17 protein-coding genes are annotated in these 18569 nt (G+C 69.2%); 12 read left to right on the top strand and 5 right to left on the bottom strand.

Annotated elements, in window-relative coordinates:
• Window positions 1–660 carry an NAD(P)H-dependent oxidoreductase gene (locus FHR72_RS06115; RefSeq protein ID WP_183467036.1) on the bottom strand — a complete coding sequence of 220 codons (660 nt, stop codon included), beginning with the start codon at window positions 658–660 and terminating at the stop codon, window positions 1–3.
• 134 nt (window positions 661–794) lie between these two features.
• On the opposite strand from FHR72_RS06115, the gene FHR72_RS06110 reads away from it, so the two are divergent.
• Together FHR72_RS06110 and FHR72_RS06105 are read left to right on the top strand one after the other, a co-directional pair.
• Window positions 795–1964, top strand: a complete 1170-nt coding sequence (locus FHR72_RS06110; protein WP_183467035.1) for an acyl-CoA dehydrogenase family protein — start codon at window positions 795–797, stop codon at window positions 1962–1964.
• Window positions 1965–2058: 94 nt separating this feature from the next.
• Window positions 2059–2625 carry a TetR/AcrR family transcriptional regulator gene (locus FHR72_RS06105; RefSeq protein ID WP_183467034.1) on the top strand — a complete coding sequence of 189 codons (567 nt, stop codon included), beginning with the start codon at window positions 2059–2061 and terminating at the stop codon, window positions 2623–2625.
• A gap of 27 nt (window positions 2626–2652) precedes the next feature.
• On the opposite strand, the gene FHR72_RS06100 is transcribed toward FHR72_RS06105, so the two are convergent.
• The gene (locus FHR72_RS06100) at window positions 2653–2874 is read right to left on the bottom strand and encodes a hypothetical protein (RefSeq protein ID WP_183467033.1); all 222 of its coding nucleotides are present in this window, start codon (window positions 2872–2874) and stop codon (window positions 2653–2655) included.
• A 162-nt stretch (window positions 2875–3036) separates the two neighbouring features.
• Here FHR72_RS06100 and FHR72_RS06095 point away from each other — a divergent pair, with 162 nt between their 5' ends.
• The 5 genes from FHR72_RS06095 to FHR72_RS06075 all read left to right on the top strand — a co-directional run bounded on the left by FHR72_RS06095 (window position 3037) and on the right by FHR72_RS06075 (window position 8727).
• The gene (locus FHR72_RS06095; RefSeq protein ID WP_183467032.1) at window positions 3037–3771 is read left to right on the top strand and encodes a M15 family metallopeptidase; all 735 of its coding nucleotides are present in this window, start codon (window positions 3037–3039) and stop codon (window positions 3769–3771) included.
• Between the two features lie 99 nt (window positions 3772–3870).
• Window positions 3871–6120: an MMPL family transporter gene (locus FHR72_RS06090; protein ID WP_183467249.1), complete on the top strand. Its 2250-nt coding sequence runs from the start codon at window positions 3871–3873 to the stop codon at window positions 6118–6120.
• A complete protein-coding gene (locus FHR72_RS06085; RefSeq protein ID WP_183467031.1) occupies window positions 6117–7190 on the top strand; it encodes a type III polyketide synthase in 1074 nt (357 codons plus the stop codon). The genes FHR72_RS06090 and FHR72_RS06085 overlap by 4 nt, the downstream gene beginning before the upstream one ends.
• 2 nt (window positions 7191–7192) lie before the next feature.
• Window positions 7193–7708 carry an isoprenylcysteine carboxyl methyltransferase family protein gene (locus tag FHR72_RS06080; protein WP_183467030.1) on the top strand — a complete coding sequence of 172 codons (516 nt, stop codon included), beginning with the start codon at window positions 7193–7195 and terminating at the stop codon, window positions 7706–7708.
• Entirely contained in the window at window positions 7705–8727 is a 1023-nt protein-coding gene (locus FHR72_RS06075; RefSeq protein WP_183467029.1) for an NAD(P)/FAD-dependent oxidoreductase, read from the top strand. The genes FHR72_RS06080 and FHR72_RS06075 overlap by 4 nt, the downstream gene beginning before the upstream one ends.
• Here the strand turns inward: FHR72_RS06075 and FHR72_RS06070 are convergent.
• Window positions 8656–10548, bottom strand: a complete 1893-nt coding sequence (locus tag FHR72_RS06070) for a sensor domain-containing diguanylate cyclase (RefSeq protein ID WP_183467028.1) — start codon at window positions 10546–10548, stop codon at window positions 8656–8658. The genes FHR72_RS06075 and FHR72_RS06070 overlap by 72 nt on opposite strands.
• Before the next feature lie 150 nt (window positions 10549–10698).
• Between FHR72_RS06070 and FHR72_RS06065 the strand changes: the two genes are divergently transcribed.
• Window positions 10699–13224 (top strand): glycogen/starch/alpha-glucan phosphorylase, encoded by a 2526-nt coding sequence (locus tag FHR72_RS06065; RefSeq protein ID WP_183467027.1) that lies wholly within the window; start codon window positions 10699–10701, stop codon window positions 13222–13224.
• 48 nt (window positions 13225–13272) lie between these two features.
• On the opposite strand, the gene FHR72_RS06060 is transcribed toward FHR72_RS06065, so the two are convergent.
• Complete coding sequence (locus FHR72_RS06060) at window positions 13273–13719, bottom strand: MarR family winged helix-turn-helix transcriptional regulator (protein ID WP_183467026.1); 447 nt, start codon at window positions 13717–13719, stop codon at window positions 13273–13275.
• A gap of 65 nt (window positions 13720–13784) precedes the next feature.
• On the opposite strand from FHR72_RS06060, the gene FHR72_RS06055 reads away from it, so the two are divergent.
• The 3 genes from FHR72_RS06055 to FHR72_RS06045 all read left to right on the top strand — a co-directional run bounded on the left by FHR72_RS06055 (window position 13785) and on the right by FHR72_RS06045 (window position 16967).
• Window positions 13785–15011 carry a multidrug effflux MFS transporter gene (locus FHR72_RS06055; protein WP_183467025.1) on the top strand — a complete coding sequence of 409 codons (1227 nt, stop codon included), beginning with the start codon at window positions 13785–13787 and terminating at the stop codon, window positions 15009–15011.
• A gap of 87 nt (window positions 15012–15098) precedes the next feature.
• Window positions 15099–15815: a phytanoyl-CoA dioxygenase family protein gene (locus FHR72_RS06050; RefSeq protein WP_183467024.1), complete on the top strand. Its 717-nt coding sequence runs from the start codon at window positions 15099–15101 to the stop codon at window positions 15813–15815.
• A 129-nt stretch (window positions 15816–15944) separates the two neighbouring features.
• Window positions 15945–16967 carry an esterase family protein gene (locus tag FHR72_RS06045; RefSeq protein WP_221193173.1) on the top strand — a complete coding sequence of 341 codons (1023 nt, stop codon included), beginning with the start codon at window positions 15945–15947 and terminating at the stop codon, window positions 16965–16967.
• A gap of 22 nt (window positions 16968–16989) precedes the next feature.
• On the opposite strand, the gene FHR72_RS06040 is transcribed toward FHR72_RS06045, so the two are convergent.
• Complete coding sequence (locus FHR72_RS06040; RefSeq protein WP_183467022.1) at window positions 16990–17406, bottom strand: pyridoxamine 5'-phosphate oxidase family protein; 417 nt, start codon at window positions 17404–17406, stop codon at window positions 16990–16992.
• 148 nt (window positions 17407–17554) lie between these two features.
• Between FHR72_RS06040 and FHR72_RS06035 the strand changes: the two genes are divergently transcribed.
• A complete protein-coding gene (locus FHR72_RS06035; protein WP_183467021.1) occupies window positions 17555–18568 on the top strand; it encodes an acetamidase/formamidase family protein in 1014 nt (337 codons plus the stop codon).
• The last annotated feature ends 1 nt before the right edge of the window (window position 18569 follow it).

Here is an 18569-nt window from a genome sequence, read left to right as displayed (position 1 = left end):
TCAGGAGTCTCGCGCCCACATCGACGAGCGACTCGGCAGCGCCGCACCCCATTGCCTGGCCGCAGTCACAGACTCTCGCCGGAATTGTTCGCGCTCCTGCGCGGTCCATCGCGTTGTCGGTTCGAACACCATGGAGTCCACGGCGTAACCCAGGAGGGTGACCACATACTCGAGATAGGGCAGTTGAAAGTCGCGTAGCTCCGGATGCCGACCGTCGTAGGCGCTGCTGCGCGTCAACACCAGGTGTAGAGGCCGCCCCTCACCGAGGGTGCCGACATGGCGGCCGTCGCCGTCGAGGGTGAACGACAGCAACGGCTGCACCACCACGTCGATCCAATTTTTGAGCGGCGCAGGGATTGACCAGTTCCACATCGGTGCCGACACCACGACCCGGTCGCAGCGTCGCACACGCTCGATCTCCGCCTCGACGCGCCTCCAGACCGCCTGCTGTCGACTGGTCGGCGTCTCACCGAACAGCGGCGCGAACTTCATCAGTGCCGCTTCACGATTGAAGGTCAGTACGTCATCGGACCACAGATCGAGATGGTCCACCGTGCCGATGCGGGCCTCACCCGCCGCGTCCACGAACGCCCGCGCGGCCGCCGACGACAGCGACTGCTCACCCTTCGGTGATGCCTCGATCCACAGTGTGCGCGTCACGAAGATGGCCGTCGTCGAGAATGAGTCACGGTCTCATGAGCAATCATTCGCTCGAAGTTACCATACGAAAACGTATACACGTCGCTACAGCCTGGGGGGCATAACATACTCGAAAGTATGGTAGCGTTCCCGGCATGACCAGCGCGACGACCAGCCCGCGGTTCGCCGTCGACACCCACTTTGTCGACCGACTTGCCGTGCGTGCGAACGCCACCGAACAGCTGAGGCAGCTGCCCGCCGAGACGATTGCGGACGCACGCCGCAGCGGCCTGTTCGACATCCTGCTGCCGGAGCGCTACGGCGGTCAGCAGGCTCCATTCCCGGCGCTCCTCGAGCCCATCCGACGACTGGCACACGGGTGCACATCCAGCGCGTGGACACTGGGCTTCTTCGCGCTGCACAACTGGATGCTGGCGCTGTTCGACGAACAGGCGCAGGACGAGATCTTCAGCGCAGGGGCGGTATTGGCACCGGCGCCGCTGGCACCGTCAGGTCGCGGCACCCCCGTCGACGGCGGGTACCTGGTCGACGGACGCTGGTCCTGGGCGACGGGCATCATGCATGCCGACTGGGTGATCGTCGGGTGCCTGCTCGGCTCCGGCGAGTCCATGTTCCCGGCGCTGGCGGCGATACCGGTCGGCGAGGTGACCGTCGAAGACGTGTGGCACACCGCAGGCATGCGCGGCACCGGATCAAACGACGTGATCGTCGAGGGCGTGTTCGTGCCCCAGCATCGGATCGTCGCGGTCGCTCAGGTGTACGCCGGCACGAGCCCGGGCGCACGCCTCCACGACAGCGACACCTACCGATGGCCCATCGTGTCGGCGTTGGCGTTGGCGGCGTGCATGCCGGTTCTCGGCACCGCCGAACGTGTCGTGGACCTGTTCGCCGAGCGTCTCGGCGAGCGGATGCTGTCCTATGGCAGCACGGCTCAGCGCGATCAGCCGGCCGCACAGATGCGTCTGTCCGAGGCGCGGCTGCGGCTGGCCTCACTGGACACGCTGGTGTTCTCGGTCGCCGACACCATCCAGAGCGCTGTACGCCGCGACGGCGCCGCCGATCTCCGTCTCCGAGCACGTGCGCGCTCTACGGCCGCCTATGTGGTGCACGGCTGCCGTGCCGTGATCGGCGATGTGGTGGGCGCCGCCGGTGCGTCTGCCCAATTCCTGGACAACCCGCTGCAGCGAGCCAAACGGGACGTCGACATCGTGGCCGGGCATGCCGTCTTCGACTACGACGTCAGCCGTGAGCTCGACGGGGCCCTGCAGGTAGGTGGCACGATCTCGCCGATCGCGATGTTGTGATCGGTGCCGGACCCGTGGACGCCGGCGCGGGTGAAGGCCGGTCGATCGGCGGACAGTCCAGCCGACCGGCGCTGCGGGGCCTTAAGCTGACGCGGTGCCAGGACCCGAGCGCCGCGCAGCGGGGCGCAGCACCCCCGACGAATGGTTGCAGGCCGGGTTCGCGCTCCTGGCCGAGGACGGTTTCACGTCGCTGAAGATCGACACCCTGTCGGCGCGGCTAGGCATGACAAAAGGCAGCTTCTACTGGCATTTCACCGACATGGCGGCCTATAAGTCTGCGCTCGTGTCGGCATGGGCCCAGTGGCGCGACGAAGACCACCGCCGATTCAGCGAATTGGATGCGCTGCCGCCCCGAAGCCGCTTGATCAAGATGACAGCGTTCCTCGTCAGCCCCCGTCAGTGGATGCTCGAACGCGCGATGCGGGAGTGGGCTCGTTCGGACCGTGCGGCGGCACGCGCGGTCAGAGCGGCCGATCGGCGAGCCCGGACTTCGGTTCGCCAGGCATTTGTCGACTACGGATTCGACGCGGACGTCGCCGAGCAGCGATCGCAATGGCTGTTCGCCATGGGTGTCGGCGCGCTGCATCTGTCGAATTCGAGATCACCACAGTTCTCCCTGACCCGGCGCCAGGAGTTGGTCGATTTCATGTTGCGCCCCTGAGACGGGTGAGACGGGCGCGGGAAACCGCTAGCAGGCCACCCCGGCAAATATTGCGCCCGTGACCAGCGCAATCACCAGCGCCAGAGTCGGCATCCCGCTGACGAGGGCGACCACGACGCCGGCGATCGCAGCGATCAGGATGGTCAGCATCAGGAATGCCATCACCCAGTTCACCGAGCTGTTCGGGTGCGTCACACGAGGCGCATCGACAGCCTGGGGCAGCATCGCGCCGTCTCCGATTCCGACCATGATTCGTCCTCCTCTGTGATGACGGACACAATATAACGCGGCAATGGCGTAGGTCACACGCAAGACGGGCAGGTTGTGATCTAACTGTCAATTTCGAAAGCTCAACTAACAGAACTGATTAGCGCTACTAACCGGGTGGTGGGCGTTGGTAGGTTGGCGTCGGTGAGAGTTGCCGGAACCGCCGCCCTGGCGGTCATCACGGCGGTGCTGGCGGCATGCGCACCGGCGCCGAGCCAGTCGCCTCCCGCCTCGGAACCTTCGACGCGCCCGTCGTCACCCGCGTCGGCCCCACCCCGGGAGACAGTCCGCACGGTGGTTCCCCCGTCGGCAATGCCGCCCCGTCCCGCCGAGGTGTCGCCCGTGACCACCGCGGAGCTCGGGGCGACCTGGCGACCCGGGTGCCCTGCGGGTCCCGACGAACTCCGCCGGGTCGATCTGGACTACTGGGGTTTCGACGGCCAGACCCACCGGGGCCGGTTGGTGGTGCACCGGGACCTCACCGACGACGTCACCGAGGTCTTCGCGCGCCTGCACGAACTGCGGTATCCGATCGAGAAGATGCACACCGTGGACGGCTATCCCGGCGCCGACGACGAGCTGTCGATGCGCGACAACAACACCTCGGCGTTCAACTGCCGCGGCATCCCCGGCAGTGACAGCTGGTCGCTGCACGCCTACGGCCGCGCCGTCGACGTCAACCCGAAGCTGAACCCCTACATCCCGAGCAGCGGAGTCCCCGAGCCCGCGAACGCCACACCATGGGTCGACCGCGGCCGCACCGACCCCGGCATGCTCCACGACGGCGACGCCGCGGTGCTCGCGTTCACCGACCGGGGCTGGCGATGGGGTGGCCACTGGCGCAGCCCGCTGGACTATCAGCATTTCGAGATGCGCTGACCGCCCGGACCCCGGTCCGAATGTGTCGACGAGGTGAACCCCCACGGGGTGTCTTCCGTGTCGTAAATTGAGGCGCTTTCCCTCGGACTGGAGACTTCGCTGCTTCACAGAATCGCCCTTCTCGCACTCGCCGCGCCGCGCCGCATCCTGGTCGCCGCGGTGCTGCTGACGGTCGCCCTCGGTGTGTTCGGGGTGCCGGTGGCCAAGAGCCTTTCACCGAGCGGCTTCTCCGACCCCGGCTCCGAATCAGCCCACGCGGCTTCGCTTCTCACCACGAAGTTCGACCAGGGCGACGTCCAGATGCTCGTCGTCGTCTCGTCGCCCGACGGTATCGACGACGCACGCGTACGCGACGTGGGCACCGGCGTCGCCGCTCTCCTGCAGTCCGATCCGCACGTCGCCGCCGTCTCCTCGCCGTGGACCACCCCACCCGCGGCCGCCGCGGATCTGGTGAGCCGGGATCGCACCGCGGGGTTGATCGTGGCGGGCATCGTCGGCACCGAGGCCGAGCAACAGACCTACGCCAAGGAGATCTCGGAGAGGGTCTCCCGCGACCAGGACGGCATCGTCGTGCGCACCGGTGGCACTGCGATGGTCAACGTCCAGATCACCGAACAGTCGCAGCGCGACCTGCTGGTCATGGAGGGACTCGCGATCCCCCTGAGCTTCCTGGTTCTGATCTGGGTCTTCGGCGGACTGCTCGCCGCCGCACTTCCCGTGGCGATGGGCGGTATGGCGATCATCGGCGCCTTGGCCGTACTACGGCTGGTCACCTTCACCACCGACGTGTCGATCTTCGCGCTGAATCTCGCCACCGCGATGGGACTGGCGCTGGCGATCGACTACACGCTGCTGATCCTGTCTCGCTACCGCGACGAACTCGCCTCGGGTGCCGACCGTTCCGCTGCGATCAGGCGCACGATGACGACGGCCGGGCGCACCGTGATCTTCTCGGCGACAACGGTCGCGCTGTCGATGGCTGCGATGGTGCTGTTCCCGATGCACTTCCTGAAATCGTTCGCCTACGCCGGGGTCGCCACCGTCGCCTTCGCCGCGGCGGCCGCCGTCGTCGTGACACCGGCCGCCCTCGTCCTGCTCGGCGACCGCCTCGACGCGTTCGACGTCCGCAGGCTCGCGCGCCGCGTGCTGCGCAGACCCGAACCGCAACCGGTACCGGTCGAGCAGCGGTTCTGGTACCGCTGCGCCACGTCGGTGATGCGCCGCGCCGCGCCGCTGGGTCTGGCCGTGGTGGCGCTGCTGCTCCTGCTCGGCGCGCCGTTCCTCGGGGTGAAGTGGGGCTTCCCCGACGACCGGGTGCTGCCTCAGACGGCGTCGGCCCACCAGGTCGGCGATCAACTGCGGTCCGAATTCGCCGACAACACCGACACCGCCGTCACCGTCGTGGTGCCCGACAGCGCCGGCCTGACACCGGCCGACCTGTCGGCCTACGCGGCCGAATTGTCGCGTGTCCCGGACGTTCCGGCGGTGTCGGCGCCCACCGGGACGTTCGTCGCCGGCACCAGGGCCGGGCCCCCGTCCGCACCCGCGGGCGAACGCGACGGCAGCGCGTTCCTGACCGTGGCGAGCACCGCGCCGCTGTTCTCCGGGGCCTCCGAGACCCAGCTCGACCGCCTGCACGCGGTTGCCGGGCCCGGCGGGCGAGACGTGCAGTTCACCGGCACCGCGCAGATCAACCGCGACAGCGTCGACGCCATCACCGGCACGCTGCCCCTGGTCCTCGGCGTCATCGCCGTGATCATGTTCGCGCTGCTGTTCCTGCTGACCGGCAGTGTGGTCGTACCGCTCAAAGCCCTTGTGCTGAACCTGCTCTCCCTCACCGCCGCGTTCGGCGCGCTGGTGTGGATCTTCCAGGACGGGCACCTGGGGGGCCTCGGGACGACCCCCACCGGCACGCTCGTCGCGAACATGCCGGTGCTGCTGTTCTGCATCGCGTTCGGCCTGTCGATGGACTACGAGGTGTTCCTCGTGGCCCGCATCCGCGAGTTCCTGCTGGACGGCCACCCGAACGACGAGGCCGTGGCACTCGGCATCGCGCACACCGGGCGCATCATCACCGCCGCGGCCCTGATCATGTCGATCTCGTTCGCGGCCCTGATCGCCGCCAACGTGTCGTTCATGCGGATGTTCGGCCTCGGCCTGACCCTGGCCGTGCTCGTCGACGCCACCCTCGTCCGGATGGTCCTCGTCCCTGCGTTCATGCGCCTGATGGGCGGCGTGAACTGGTGGGCCCCCGGCTTTCTCACCCGCGTCCACCACCGCCTCGGCTTCAGCGAAGAACCCGCGGCGAAACCCGACGACTCCACAAAGACCGAACGGACCACCACATGACCAATCCCGTCAGCGTCATCGCCGGCGTCGCGGGCGCGCTGCCGCCACACCGCTACAGCCAGGCCGAGATCACCGAAACCTTCCTCGCCGCACCGGCATTCGCCGAGCTCGGCGATGTGGTGCGCGGCCTGCACGCCAACTCGAAGGTCAACGCACGCCACTTCGTGCTCCCCCTGGACCGCTACCCCACCCTCAAGGACTTCGGCGAGGCCAACGACCTGTACGTCGAGCACGCACTCGACCTGGCCTGCGAGGCGCTGACCGCCGCTCTGGACGAGGCGGGGCTGACACCCGGCGATCTCGACATGATCATGACCACCACCGTCACCGGGATCGCGGTGCCGTCCCTGGATGCCCGGATCGCCGGCCGGTTGGGCCTGCGCCCCGACGTGCGTCGTGTCCCGCTGTTCGGGCTCGGCTGCGTCGCCGGGGCCGCGGGCGTGGCCCGGATGCACGACTATCTGCGTGGCGCCCCCGACCACGTCGCGGCGCTGGTGTCCGTCGAGCTCTGCTCGCTGACCTACCCGGCCGTCGAGCCGACCATGGCCAGCCTGGTCGGCAGCGCGCTGTTCGGTGACGGCGCCGCCGCCGTGGTCGCGGTCGGCGAGAACCGTGCCGATGCGATCCGGGCAGCCGGGCCCGAGGTGATCGACTCCCGCAGCCGCATGTATCCGGATTCGCTGGGCACCATGGGATGGAAGGTGGGCCACACCGGCTTCCAGCTGATCCTGTCGCCGAACCTGCCCGAGCTGATCGACCGCTATCTGGCCGACGACATGACCGGTTTCCTCGGCGAGCACGGCCTCGGCGTCGCAGACATCGCCGCCTGGGTGAGCCACCCCGGCGGGCCCAAGGTGATCGAGGCCATCACCGCCACGCTGGGGTTGTCCGACGACGCCCTGGAGCTGACGTGGCGCTCGCTGGCCGAGGTGGGCAATCTGTCCTCGTCGTCGGTGCTGCACGTGCTGCGGGACACCCGCGCCAAGAAGCCGCCGGCCGGCGAACCGGGCCTGCTGATGGCGATGGGGCCGGGCTTCTGTTCCGAACTCGTCCTGCTGCGCTGGCGGTAGAGATGATCGCCTACACCGTCCTCATCGCCGCCGTCGCGATCGAACGCGTCGCCGAACTGGTTGTCTCGCAACGCAACCTGACATGGAGCAGGGCCCGCGGCGGTGTCGAGTTCGGCGCGTCGCACTACCCCGTCATGGTGGTGCTGCACACCGCGCTGCTCGTCGGCTGCCTGTACGAGGCCGCCCACCGCGAGTTCGTCCCCGTGTTGGGCTGGTCGATGTTCGCCGTGGTGATCGTCGCGCAGGGCCTGCGCTGGTGGTGCATCACAACCCTCGGGCGGCAGTGGAACACCCGCGTCGTCGTCGTACCCCACGCAGGCCGCGTCACCGGCGGGCCGTACCGGTTCCTGTCCCATCCCAACTACGTGGCCGTCGTCATCGAGGGCATCGCCCTGCCGCTGGTGCACACCGCATGGGTGACCGCGCTGGTGTTCACCGTCCTCAACGCCCTCCTGCTGTGGGCGCGGATCTCCGTGGAGAACAAGGCACTTCGGTCGCTGTCGGCCGCCCCGGCATGATCGACCTGGTGGTTGCCGGCGGTGGGCCCGCGGGGCTGGCCACTGCCATCCACGCGGCCCGCGCGGGCCTGGACACCGTCGTGATCGAGAAGCGCACGGGCCCGATCGACAAGGCCTGCGGCGAGGGGCTCATGCCGCATGCGGTGCGACAGCTGCGACTGCTCGGTGCGCAGCCCGCCGGCCGGCACTTCCGCGGTGTCGCCTATCTCGATGAGAAGCGTTGTGTCACCGCGCCCTTCGACGGCGGCAGCGGCCTCGGCGTGCGGCGCCGGACGTTGCACGCCGCGCTGCTCGCCGAAGCGGACAGGGCCGGCGTCACGCTCGTCCACGACAAGGCCGGACCCGTCACCCAGGACGCCGGATCGGTCACGGTCAACGGGATACGCGCTCGCTACCTCGCGGCCGCCGACGGTCTGCACTCGCCGATCCGCGGCGCGCTCGGGCTGGAGTTGCCTGCCGGTCGGACGCGGCGCTGGGGCCTCAAGCGCCACATCACCGTGCCCCCGTGGAGCGACGTCGTCGAGGTGTACTGGTCGGGCCGGTCGGAGGCCGGGGAGGCATACGTGACCCCCGTCGCCGACGACTGCGTGGGCATCGCGATCCTGACCTCGCGCCAGGGCCGGTTCGACCAGCACCTCACCGCGTTCCCGGCGCTGCGGGAGCGAATCGAGGGCCTGCCCCACGCACCGGACCGCGCCGCGGGCCCGCTGCGGCAACGGGTCCGCAGCCGGGTCGCGGGCCGGGTCCTGCTCGTCGGCGACGCCGCCGGCTATGTCGACGCGCTCACCGGCGAAGGGCTGGGGCTGTCGTTCGCCGCGGCACGGCTCCTGGTCGACGCCGTGATCGCCGACCGTCCCGCCGATTACGAACGCCGATGGCGGAGCGCGACCCGGCGCTACCGGCTGATGACCGCCGGAATGCTGCACGCGAGCACGTCGCCGCTGCGGTCACTCATCGTGCCCGCCGCCGGTGGCCTCCCGCGGGTGTTCACCGGCGCGGTGAACCTGCTCGCCGATTAGCACCGGCTCGTCGCCGTAGATCGAGACCGCGTTGCGGCCGTTGGACTTCGCGACGTAGAGCGCCTTGTCCGCACGGTCGAGCAGTTCGGCGACCGCCGCGTCGGGGTCGGCCCCCTCGGTGCGCCAGGGCCGTAGCGTCGCGACGCCGGCGCTGATGGTCACCGATCCCGAGTCCGAACCCAGGTGCGGGATCCGCAGCGCACGGATCGCCGCGGCCAGTCCGTCGGCGAACTCGCGCGGGGCGTCGCAGCCCGAGAGCACCACCGCGAACTCCTCGCCGCCGTAACGGGCCGACACGCAGAGCGCCGGGTCGGCCAGGTTCTGCAGCACGTCGGCGATCTGGCGCAGGCATTCGTCACCGGCCTGGTGGCCGTAGAGGTCGTTGAACGACTTGAACCGGTCGAGGTCGATGAACAGCGCGGTCACCTGTTCACCGTCGGTCCGGGCCCGCAACCAGATGTCGGCGGCGCGGCGCGCCAGGCCGCGCCGGTTGGCCAGCCCGGTCAGCGGATCGGTGTGCGCCATGTCGGTCAGCGAGTCCTGCACCTCGCGTTCCAGCGTCACGTCGCGCAGCAGCGCGGCGGTCAGCCCGTCGGCGGTGCGCCTGCTGTGCACGACGTACCAGCCCCATGTGCCGTCCCGCTTGCGGATGCGGAACGGGTCGGAGGGCCCGTTACCGCCGGCCTCCGGGAAATCGGCGCGCGCGGCGCGATCCTCGGGGTGGACCTGATCGAGCCACATCTCCTTGGTCACCCGGCCGTCGGGCAGGTCGAGGATCTCGTGGCCCGGCGAGGCGCGCCGCAGCAGGTTGCCGTCGGCGTCGACGAGGATCACGACGTCACCGGTCAGCTCCGCCACCAGTTCGTAGGCCTTGTAGCTCGCGTTGTCGAGCGCCGCGAGCCGCATGCGGTCCTCGAGCGCCGCGGCGACCATGACGACCATCGTGAACGCACCGAGGACGAAGACCTGAGCCGAGACCATGGCCTGGCCCGGGGACTCCAGCGAGGACGCGAACGGACCGTAGCCGGCGAAGGTGCTGCCCAGCACCAGCCCCGAGCCGACCGCCATCTCGGCGAAAGCGGCGGCGATCCCGGACCTGATCAACACCAGCAGCGCCGGCAGACCGGTCAGGAAGACGAGCACGAAGCTCGACTTGGTCGCCGAGGCGGCGCACAACCCGACCGTCAGCGCGGTCATCGCGGCGAACCACGCCACCTCGCGCCAGCTGTGCGGCTGTCGGTAGTGCTGCCAGCGCAGCATCAGCGGTACCAGGAACGCGATCGCGACGGCCTCGGTCAGATACCAGGCCATCGCGGCGTACACGATCGAGTACGCCGTGGTCTCGATCTCGCCGTTCCAGATCAGGCTGGCGATGCCGAGGGGGCTGGCCAGCAGCGGCGCCAGGAACACGCCGTAGAACAGGAACCGCTGCCAGCTGTGCAGCGAGTCGCTGCGGCCGCTCACCCAGTCCCGGTCACGGTGCAGCATCACGGCGGCGACGAGGACGGCGGTCATCGTGGAGGCGACACCGACCTCGGGCGAGATGTCCAGGAACGCCCGCGCCGGGATGATCTGGATGGCGGCGAACGACGCCAGGTACACCGGCCACTGCCGCCGGGGCGAGGTCAGCAACGCGACGAGCTGCGGTGCCACCGCCGGCCACACCATCGCGTAGGACCAGCTGTCGAAATACACCAGCGTGCGCACCAGGAAGCACAGCGCGCCCACCGCGACCGTCCAGCCGATCAGCCGGGTCAGGGGCGGCATGGCGTCGGCTGTGTACGCGCGCAGCACAGTTGCGCGGTCCCCACCGATCGCCATTCATACAGTCAACATCGTCAATATTCCCCACGGCAATCCCTGAGCCATTACGGCTGGGGATGAACCCCGCGTTCACACTCCCGACCTCGATCCGAAATGCGCAGGCGGCACAATGGCGGGTCCGCGCCGCCGCCGACCGCAGGAGACACCGTGACCGACGTCGCCAACCCCGCCCCGGGCCCTTCCCTCGAGGTCAACGGAGCGCAGGTGGGGCCCACCGGTCAGACCCGCTCCGGCATGACCGCCGACGCGCTGCGCGCGGCCGTCAAGGACCACCTCGTCTATTCGATCGCCCGGCCGGCCGCCGTGCTAGGCCCCGAGCACTACTACCGCGCGCTATCGCTGGCGGTCCGCGACCGCATGCAGAAGCGGTGGATGGCCACGACGCAGGACTGGCTCGACCTGTCGGCGAAGGTCACCTGCTATCTGTCGGCGGAGTTCCTGATGGGCCCGCAGCTGGGCAACAACCTGCTCAACCTCGGTATCGAGGACGAAGCCCGCGCCGCGCTGGCCGACCTCGGCCAGGACCTCGACGAGATCCTGGACTGCGAGGGCGAACCGGGCCTGGGCAACGGCGGGCTCGGCCGGCTGGCGGCCTGCTACCTGGACTCGCTGGCCACGCTGGAACGGCCGTCGATCGGCTACGGCATCCGGTACGAGTTCGGCATCTTCCGGCAGGAGATCGCCGACGGATGGCAGGTCGAGAAGACCGACAACTGGCTGGTGCGGGGCAACCCCTGGGAGATCGACAAGCCGGACGCGAGCTACGTCGTGAACTGGGGCGGCCACACCGAGCAGTACGAGGACGTGACGGGCCGGCTGCGGGTGCGGTGGGTACCGCAGCGGGTACTGCAGGGCGTCTCGTACGACACCCCGGTCCAGGGCTACGGGGTCAACACCTGCAACACGCTCACGCTGTGGAGCGCCCGGGCGGTCGAGTCGTTCGCGCTGGAGGCGTTCAACACCGGCGACTTCTACAAGGCCGTCGACGAGGAGGTCGTCTCCGAGACGGTGTCCAAGGTGCTCTACCCGAACGACGAGCCCGAAGCCGGTAAGCGGCTGCGCCTGCTGCAGCAGTACTTCTTCGTGACCTGCTCGCTGCAGGACATCCTCAACATTCACCTGCAGCGCGCCGGCCTGCCACTGCGGACGCTTCCGGACAAGTGGGCGATCCAGCTCAACGACACGCACCCGTCGATCGCGGTGGCCGAGCTGATGCGGCTGCTCATCGACGAGCACCAGCTGTCCTGGGACGACGCGTGGGACCTGACGGTGCGCACGTTCGGCTACACCAACCACACGCTGCTGCCCGAGGCGCTGGAGACGTGGCCGCTGCATCTGTTCGGTGAGGCGCTGCCGCGCCACCTCGAGCTGATCTACGAGATCAACGACCGGTTCCTCGACGAGGTGCGTGACAGGTTCCCCGGCGACGAGGAGCGGATCCGCCGCATGTCGCTCATCGGCGAGGACGGGGGCAAGTCGGTGCGCATGGCGCACCTGGCCACCGTCGGCAGCCACGCCGTCAACGGCGTGGCGGCGCTGCACTCGGAGCTGCTGAAGGCCAGCGTGCTCAAGGACTTCTACGAGATGTGGCCGGAGCGGTTCGGCAACGTCACCAACGGCGTGACGCCGCGGCGGTTCCTGGCGCTGTCGAACCCCGGCCTGCGCGAGCTGATCGACGAATCCATCGGACCCGGCTGGCTGACCGACCTGGAACGCCTGCACGGCCTGGAGTCCTTCGTCGACGATCCGTCGTTCCGGCAGCGCTGGCGAGACGTCAAGCGCGCCAACAAGTCCCGTCTCGCCGAGTTCGTCCATTCGACGACCGGGATCGAGCTCGACCCGACGTGGATGTTCGACGTGCAGGTCAAGCGCATCCACGAGTACAAGCGCCAGCACCTGATGGTGCTGCACATCATCGCGCTCTACCGGCAGCTGAAGAACAACCCCGGCCTGACGATCCCGCCCCGGGTGTTCCTCTTCGGCGGCAAGGCCGCACCCGGGTACTTCATGGCCAAGCGAATCATCAAGCTGATCACCGCCGTCGGCGACACCGTGAACGCCGACCCGGGCGTGAACCGGTGCATGAAAGTCGTGTTCCTGCCGAACTTCAACGTCAAGAACGCCCACCTGGTGTACCCGGCGGCGAACCTGTCCGAGCAGATCTCGACGGCCGGCAAGGAGGCGTCGGGCACCGGCAACATGAAGTTCATGATCAACGGCGCGGTGACGATCGGCACGCTCGACGGCGCCAACGTGGAGATCCGCCAGGAGGCGGGCGCGGAGAACTTCTTCCTGTTCGGGCTCACCGAGGACCAGGTGGAGCGCGCCAAGGCCGAGGGATACCGCCCGCTGCAGCACGTGGAGAACGATCCCGAGCTGGCCGGGGTGCTGGAGCTCATCGCGCGCGGCGAGTTCACCGGGGGCGACACCGAGGTGCTGCGCCCGATCGTGGACAACCTGCTGCACCACGACCCGTTCCTGGTGCTGGCCGACTTCCGTTCCTACATGGCCTGCCAGGCCGAGGTGTCGCGGGCATGGCTGGACCGCGACGCGTGGTCGCGGATGTCGATCCGCAACACTGCGCGCAGCGGCAAGTTCTCGTCGGACCGGGCCATCAGGGAGTACTGCGACGAGATCTGGGGCGTCCGCCCCATGTCCGTCGACCTCGACTAGCGAATTCGGTGTCGTCGGTCACGCTCACACTGACCGACGACACCCGAATCACCGGTAAAGGCCACGCTCCAGCGCGCCGAGCAGCCGAAGCGCCGACGCCACGTCGTGCTCGTCGCCGGCGCCGTCGAGCGCGTCGCCGAGCACTCGGGCCCAGATGCCCCGCACCCGCGCGAGGTTGTCCGCGGCCAGCGCGGTCGAGCGCAGCAGCGTCTGCCTGCTGTCGGCGGGCGCTGGCGTGCGCTGCACCAGTCCCTTGCCCTCGAGATCGCGCAGCGCGCGGCTCATGTTGCTGCGCTGCAGACCGGTCGCCGCCGCCACGGTGCTGGGGCTGACGTCGGGATGGTGATCGAGGTAGCGCAGCACCGTCACTTCGGTCGCGGACAGGTCCAGCACGGACGGATCGCTCACGGTCTGCATCTTCACCGCGCGAGCCACCGTCATCACCAGGTCGGCGAGGTCGGCCAACTGGGCGGCGTCGGACTTTCGCGCTTGCACGGCACCCACCTTACCTGATAGTTATGTACTGATAACTATCAATAGATAACTACTATGGAGTTTTGATGACCTCGACCGTCGATGCCCGGACCGGGCCCGACACCGCGCCACGGATCACTGCGGGGCTGCTCGTCACGCTCGCCCTGCTCTCCGCTGTCGCGCCGTTCGCCACCGACCTGTACCTGCCGGCGTTCCCGCAGATGGTCGACGACCTCCAGACATCGCCGACGAGCGTGCAGCTGACCCTGACGGCGTTCCTGATCGGGCTGGCGGCAGGGCAGCTGGTCTTCGGTCCGCTCTCCGACAGGTTCGGCCGGGTCAAGCCGCTGACGATCGGCGCCGTGGTGTGCGTGGTCGCGAGCCTGGTGGCCGTGCTGGCCCCGAGCATCGAAGTGCTCATCGCCGCCCGCCTCGCCCAGGGTCTGACGGGCGCCGCAGGCATGGTGATCGGGCGCGCGATCATCTCCGATCTCGCGACCGGCCGTGCCGCCGCACGCGCATTCAGCCTGATGATGATCGTCGGCGGCGTCGCCCCGATCGCCGCTCCCCTGGCCGGTGGCTTCCTCGTCGAACCGCTCGGCTGGCGCGGTGCGCTGGCGGTCATCCTGGCGCTGGTCGTCGCCATGCTCGTCGCGGCGCTCGCCGTCATCCGCGAGACGCACACCGAGCAGCGGCGCGCGCGGCTGCGTGCCGAAAAGGCCACGGCCGGTTCGCCGTTGCGTGATCTCCTGCGACGGGAGTATGTCGGCCACCTGCTGGCGTTCGGCTTCGCGTTCGCGGTGATGATGGCCTACATCTCGGCGTCGCCGTTCATCTACCAGACGATGATGGGGCTGTCCTCGGCCCAGTACGGCGCGATGTTCGGCGTGAACGCGTTCGGGTTGCTGTTGATGAGCGCCCTCAGCGCCCGGCTCACCGCGCGCCGCGACCCCCGCCCCATCGCCGGCACCGGACTGGGCATCATCGCCGCGTCGAGCGTCGCGGTGCTGGCGCTCTCGCTGTCCGGCGTGGCGTCAGGGTGGCTGGCGCTGCCGCTGTTCGCGGCGGTCGCAGGCATGGGCCTGATCTTCGGCAACACGACCGCGCTGGCGTTGTCGGCCGCACCCCGCGCCGCGGGCACCGCGTCGGCGGCGCTCGGCGCCACGCAGTTCCTTCTGGCGGCCGCGGTCTCGCCGTTGGTCAGCCTGGGCGGTGAGCATTCCGCCACGCCGCTGGGTGTCGTGATGGTCTGCGCGGCCGCGATCGCCTGCGCCGGTTTCGCCGTCGCCCGCCCCCGCGCGATGTCGGTGTAGTCGGTCACGTTGGGGTTGACCGGCGGCACCGAAGTCGCCGCTGAAAACCATTGGCCTGCCCTGCGGCAACCGTGTCAGGGTGGCGGCATGGTGGATGTCGAGGCGTTCGTCACCGACGGATACGTCACGCTCGAGCAGGCCGCGCCGCGTGAGACCGCCGACGCCGCACGGGCGCTGCTGTGGCAGCGCATCGCCGCGGCACCCGACGACCCCGCGACGTGGACGCAGCCGGTGGAGCGGACGGCCGACCTGACCGGTGAGGGCCCGTTCGGAGAGATCGCCCGCAGCCCGGTACTGGCCGAGGCGCTGGACCGGATCTGCGGGGCCGGCGGCTGGCTGCCCCGAGGAGCCCTGGGCAACATCCCGATTCGGTTCCCCGTCTCCCCCGCCGCCGACGACCGGGGGTGGCACATCGACCTCAACACCCCGGCGCCCGACGGCTCCTGGGTGGTCAGCGGGCGGCCGCACACGCTGCTCCTGCTGACGCTGCTGTCGGAGGTGACGGCCGACGACGCGCCGACGCTGCTGCGTGCCGGTTCGCACCGCGACACCGCAGCCGCACTGGGCGACAGACATGTCGACGCGGTGACGGCCGGTGCCCTCGTGGACGCCGCCAGCTCGGCCAGAACCGTTCACCACGCCACGGGCCGTCCCGGCGACATGTACCTGGTCCATCCGTTCACAGTGCACGCCGCCGACGAACATCGGGGCACCACACCGCGATTCATGGCCCAGGCACCGATACTGCTGACCACCCCACTCACCCCGGCCACCGCCTCTCCGCTGGCGGCAGCGTTCCGGTGACGGCTCGATAACGACCCGGTCACCGGCCCGCGCGCCCCGCCGTAGCCGGGCCGACCCGCTTGTAACTTCGCGCGCGTGACGTCCTTCGCCCAGCGACTCAGCCGAGTCGGCGCCTGCCTGAGTGCCGCGATGCTCCTTGCCGCGGGCTTGCTCGTCGCCGGGCCGGCACCGCACGCGCAGGCGTTCTCGCGCGCCGGCCTGCCCATCGAACAGCTCGACGTGCCCTCGCCGTCGATGGGGCGCACCATCCGCGTCGAATTCCAGGGCGGCGGACCACATTCGGTGCTGCTGCTCGACGGGCTGCGCGCCCAGGACGACTTCAACGGCTGGGACATCAACACCGCGGCGTTCGAATGGTTCTTCGAGTCCGGGGTTTCGGTGATCATGCCCGTCGGCGGGCAGTCGAGTTTCTACGCCGACTGGTACCGCCCGGCGAAGAACCGCAACGGCACGCTGACCTACAAGTGGGAGACGTTCCTGACCAACGAGCTGCCGACCTGGCTGGCAGCCAACCGCGGTCAGGATCCGTTCGGCAACGCCGTCGTGGGGCTGTCGATGTCAGGGGGCGCCGCGCTGACGATGGCGGCCTACCACCCGCGCCAGTACAAGTTCGCCGCGTCGCTGTCGGGATACCTTGCTCCGTCGCAGAAGTTCTGGCCTCCGCTGATCGACATCGCCATGCAGGATGCCGGCGGTTTCGACTCCTTCGACATGTGGGGCAAACCGGGCTCGGCGGCCTGGCTGCGGGCCGACCCGATGCTCAACATCAACCGTCTCGTCGCCAACCGCACCGCGCTGTGGATCTACTGCGGCAACGGAGTCGCCTCCGATCTGGACACCGGCACCGACCTCGGTGTGAACCTCAGCGCCGGGTCGCTGGAGACGATCACGATCGCCACCAACAGGGAGTTCCGCGACAAGTACCTGGCCGCAGGAGGACGCAACGCGGTCTTCAACTTCCCGCCGAACGGGACGCACAGCTGGGGATACTGGGGCGCGCAGCTGCAGGCGATGAAACCTGACATCGTCCGCCTGCTCACGACACCTCCGCCACCACCGCCGCCGCCGCTGCCCCTTCCCCCCGGGGCACCCGTGCCGCCCGGGGCGCCGGCACCGGCCCCCGCACCGCCGCCGCCACCACCGGCCCGCTAGCTACCCGCAGTAGCGGCCCGGGCTACTTCGAATAATCCGTGCTCAGCCAGCGCTGCGGACGCATCCGGATGATGACCGACGTCGACGTGAGGTTCTGGTCGGTGAACTGCCCACCCTCCTGCTCTCCGAGATAGCGCACGGCGATGGCGCGCACCTCCTCGTCGCGGGCGGGGTCGATGGCGGTCACGTCGCCCTCAGCGGTGACGTATCGGTACGGAGGCTGTTCATCCTGCACCGTGATCGCGAACCGGCCGGCATCCCGGATCAGCCGGTGCTTGACCGAATCCGACTCCGTCCACAACAGCACCTCGCCACCGGGCTCATAGCCGTACCAGATCGGCACCGCCAGCGGAGCCCGCCCGGGGCGCTCCACCGCCACCACACCGACGTGGACCTCGGACAGATACCGTTCGCGTTCGTCGCTCGTCATCGTCGCCATGTCCGTTGCCAACCGATGCGAGCCGCGTCACATTCCCACGGCCCCGGGACACGCCAGGCGATGCCAGCTGAGGCGTCGCGCTCGGGCGCGGCCTGATTGTTCGCCCAACCGCCCTGCGCCCGGAGCCGGTCGCGACGAAGATGTCGGCATGGAGCACGTCACGTTCATCCCGACGCCCGAGCAGTACCGCTACACGTTCGGCGGCGTGGAGCCGGTGCTGCGGATCCGTCCCTCCACGGTGCTGACGCTGTGGGCCGAGGACGCCTACGGGGGACGGATCACGAGCACCGACTCGGTGGCCTCCACGGCGCTGGACACCGAGGACCTCAATCCGCAGACCGGACCGTTCTGGGTCGAGGGCGCCGAACCGGGCGACACGCTGGCGATACACCTGGTGGACCTCACGCCCGCCCGCAGCTGGGGGGCCTCGACGCTCATCCCGTTCTTCGGCGGGTTGACCAGCGTCCCGGTGAGCCCGACACTGCAGGACCCGCTGCCCGAGCGCACCTGGATCTACGAATACGACTCCACGGCAAGGACTCTGGCTTTCTGCGCGCAGGGCAGCGACTTCAGCATCGCGCTGCCGTCGAATCCGATGCTCGGCACGGTCGGGGTGGCACCCGCCCGCCGCGAGGTCCGCACCTCGCTGGTGCCCGACATCTTCGGCGGGAACATGGACACTCCCGAGATGACCGCCGGCGCAACGTGTTACCTGCGTGTCAACGTGCCGGGTGCCCTGTTCTCGCTCGGCGACGGGCACTACCGGCAGGGTGAGGGCGAATCCTGCGGGACCGCGGTCGAAGGCGCCATGCACGTCACCGCCATCGTGGAGCTGATCAAAGGCGGCAACTCCGCCTGGCCGCGGCTGGAGACGGACACCCATCTGATGTGCGTGGGGTCGGGCCGCCCGATGGAGGAGGCGTGGCGCGCCGGGCAGGTCGAGATGATCACCTGGCTCGGTGAGCTCCACGGCCTCGACCGACTCGACGCCTACCAGCTGCTGACCCAGATCTCGCTGGCGCCGATCGCCAATGTCGTCGACACCAACTACAGCACCGTCACCAAGATCGACAAGCGGCTTTTGCCCCCGGCTCCCGCCTATGGCGGCATCCACGACGAATTGCGCACGGCTGCACGGTCGCTGGGCACCATCACCTACTGAC

This window comes from Mycolicibacterium iranicum, from assembly GCF_014190915.1.
Taxonomy (GTDB): domain Bacteria; phylum Actinomycetota; class Actinomycetes; order Mycobacteriales; family Mycobacteriaceae; genus Mycobacterium; species Mycobacterium iranicum_B.
This window is presented reverse-complemented; position numbering and strand designations above follow the sequence as displayed.

Coding starts and splice junctions, on each gene's coding strand:
- FHR72_RS06110 (WP_183467035.1), top strand. CDS start 795: ATGACCAGCGCGACGACCAGCCCGCGGTTCGCCGTCGACACCCACTTT.
- FHR72_RS06100 (WP_183467033.1), bottom strand. CDS start 2,874: ATGGTCGGAATCGGAGACGGCGCGATGCTGCCCCAGGCTGTCGATGCG.
- FHR72_RS06085 (WP_183467031.1), top strand. CDS start 6,117: ATGACCAATCCCGTCAGCGTCATCGCCGGCGTCGCGGGCGCGCTGCCG.
- FHR72_RS06080 (WP_183467030.1), top strand. CDS start 7,193: ATGATCGCCTACACCGTCCTCATCGCCGCCGTCGCGATCGAACGCGTC.
- FHR72_RS06075 (WP_183467029.1), top strand. CDS start 7,705: ATGATCGACCTGGTGGTTGCCGGCGGTGGGCCCGCGGGGCTGGCCACT.
- FHR72_RS06070 (WP_183467028.1), bottom strand. CDS start 10,548: ATGGCGATCGGTGGGGACCGCGCAACTGTGCTGCGCGCGTACACAGCC.
- FHR72_RS06055 (WP_183467025.1), top strand. CDS start 13,785: ATGACCTCGACCGTCGATGCCCGGACCGGGCCCGACACCGCGCCACGG.
- FHR72_RS06050 (WP_183467024.1), top strand. CDS start 15,099: ATGGTGGATGTCGAGGCGTTCGTCACCGACGGATACGTCACGCTCGAG.
- FHR72_RS06045 (WP_221193173.1), top strand. CDS start 15,945: ATGCTCCTTGCCGCGGGCTTGCTCGTCGCCGGGCCGGCACCGCACGCG.
- FHR72_RS06040 (WP_183467022.1), bottom strand. CDS start 17,406: ATGGCGACGATGACGAGCGACGAACGCGAACGGTATCTGTCCGAGGTC.
- FHR72_RS06035 (WP_183467021.1), top strand. CDS start 17,555: ATGGAGCACGTCACGTTCATCCCGACGCCCGAGCAGTACCGCTACACG.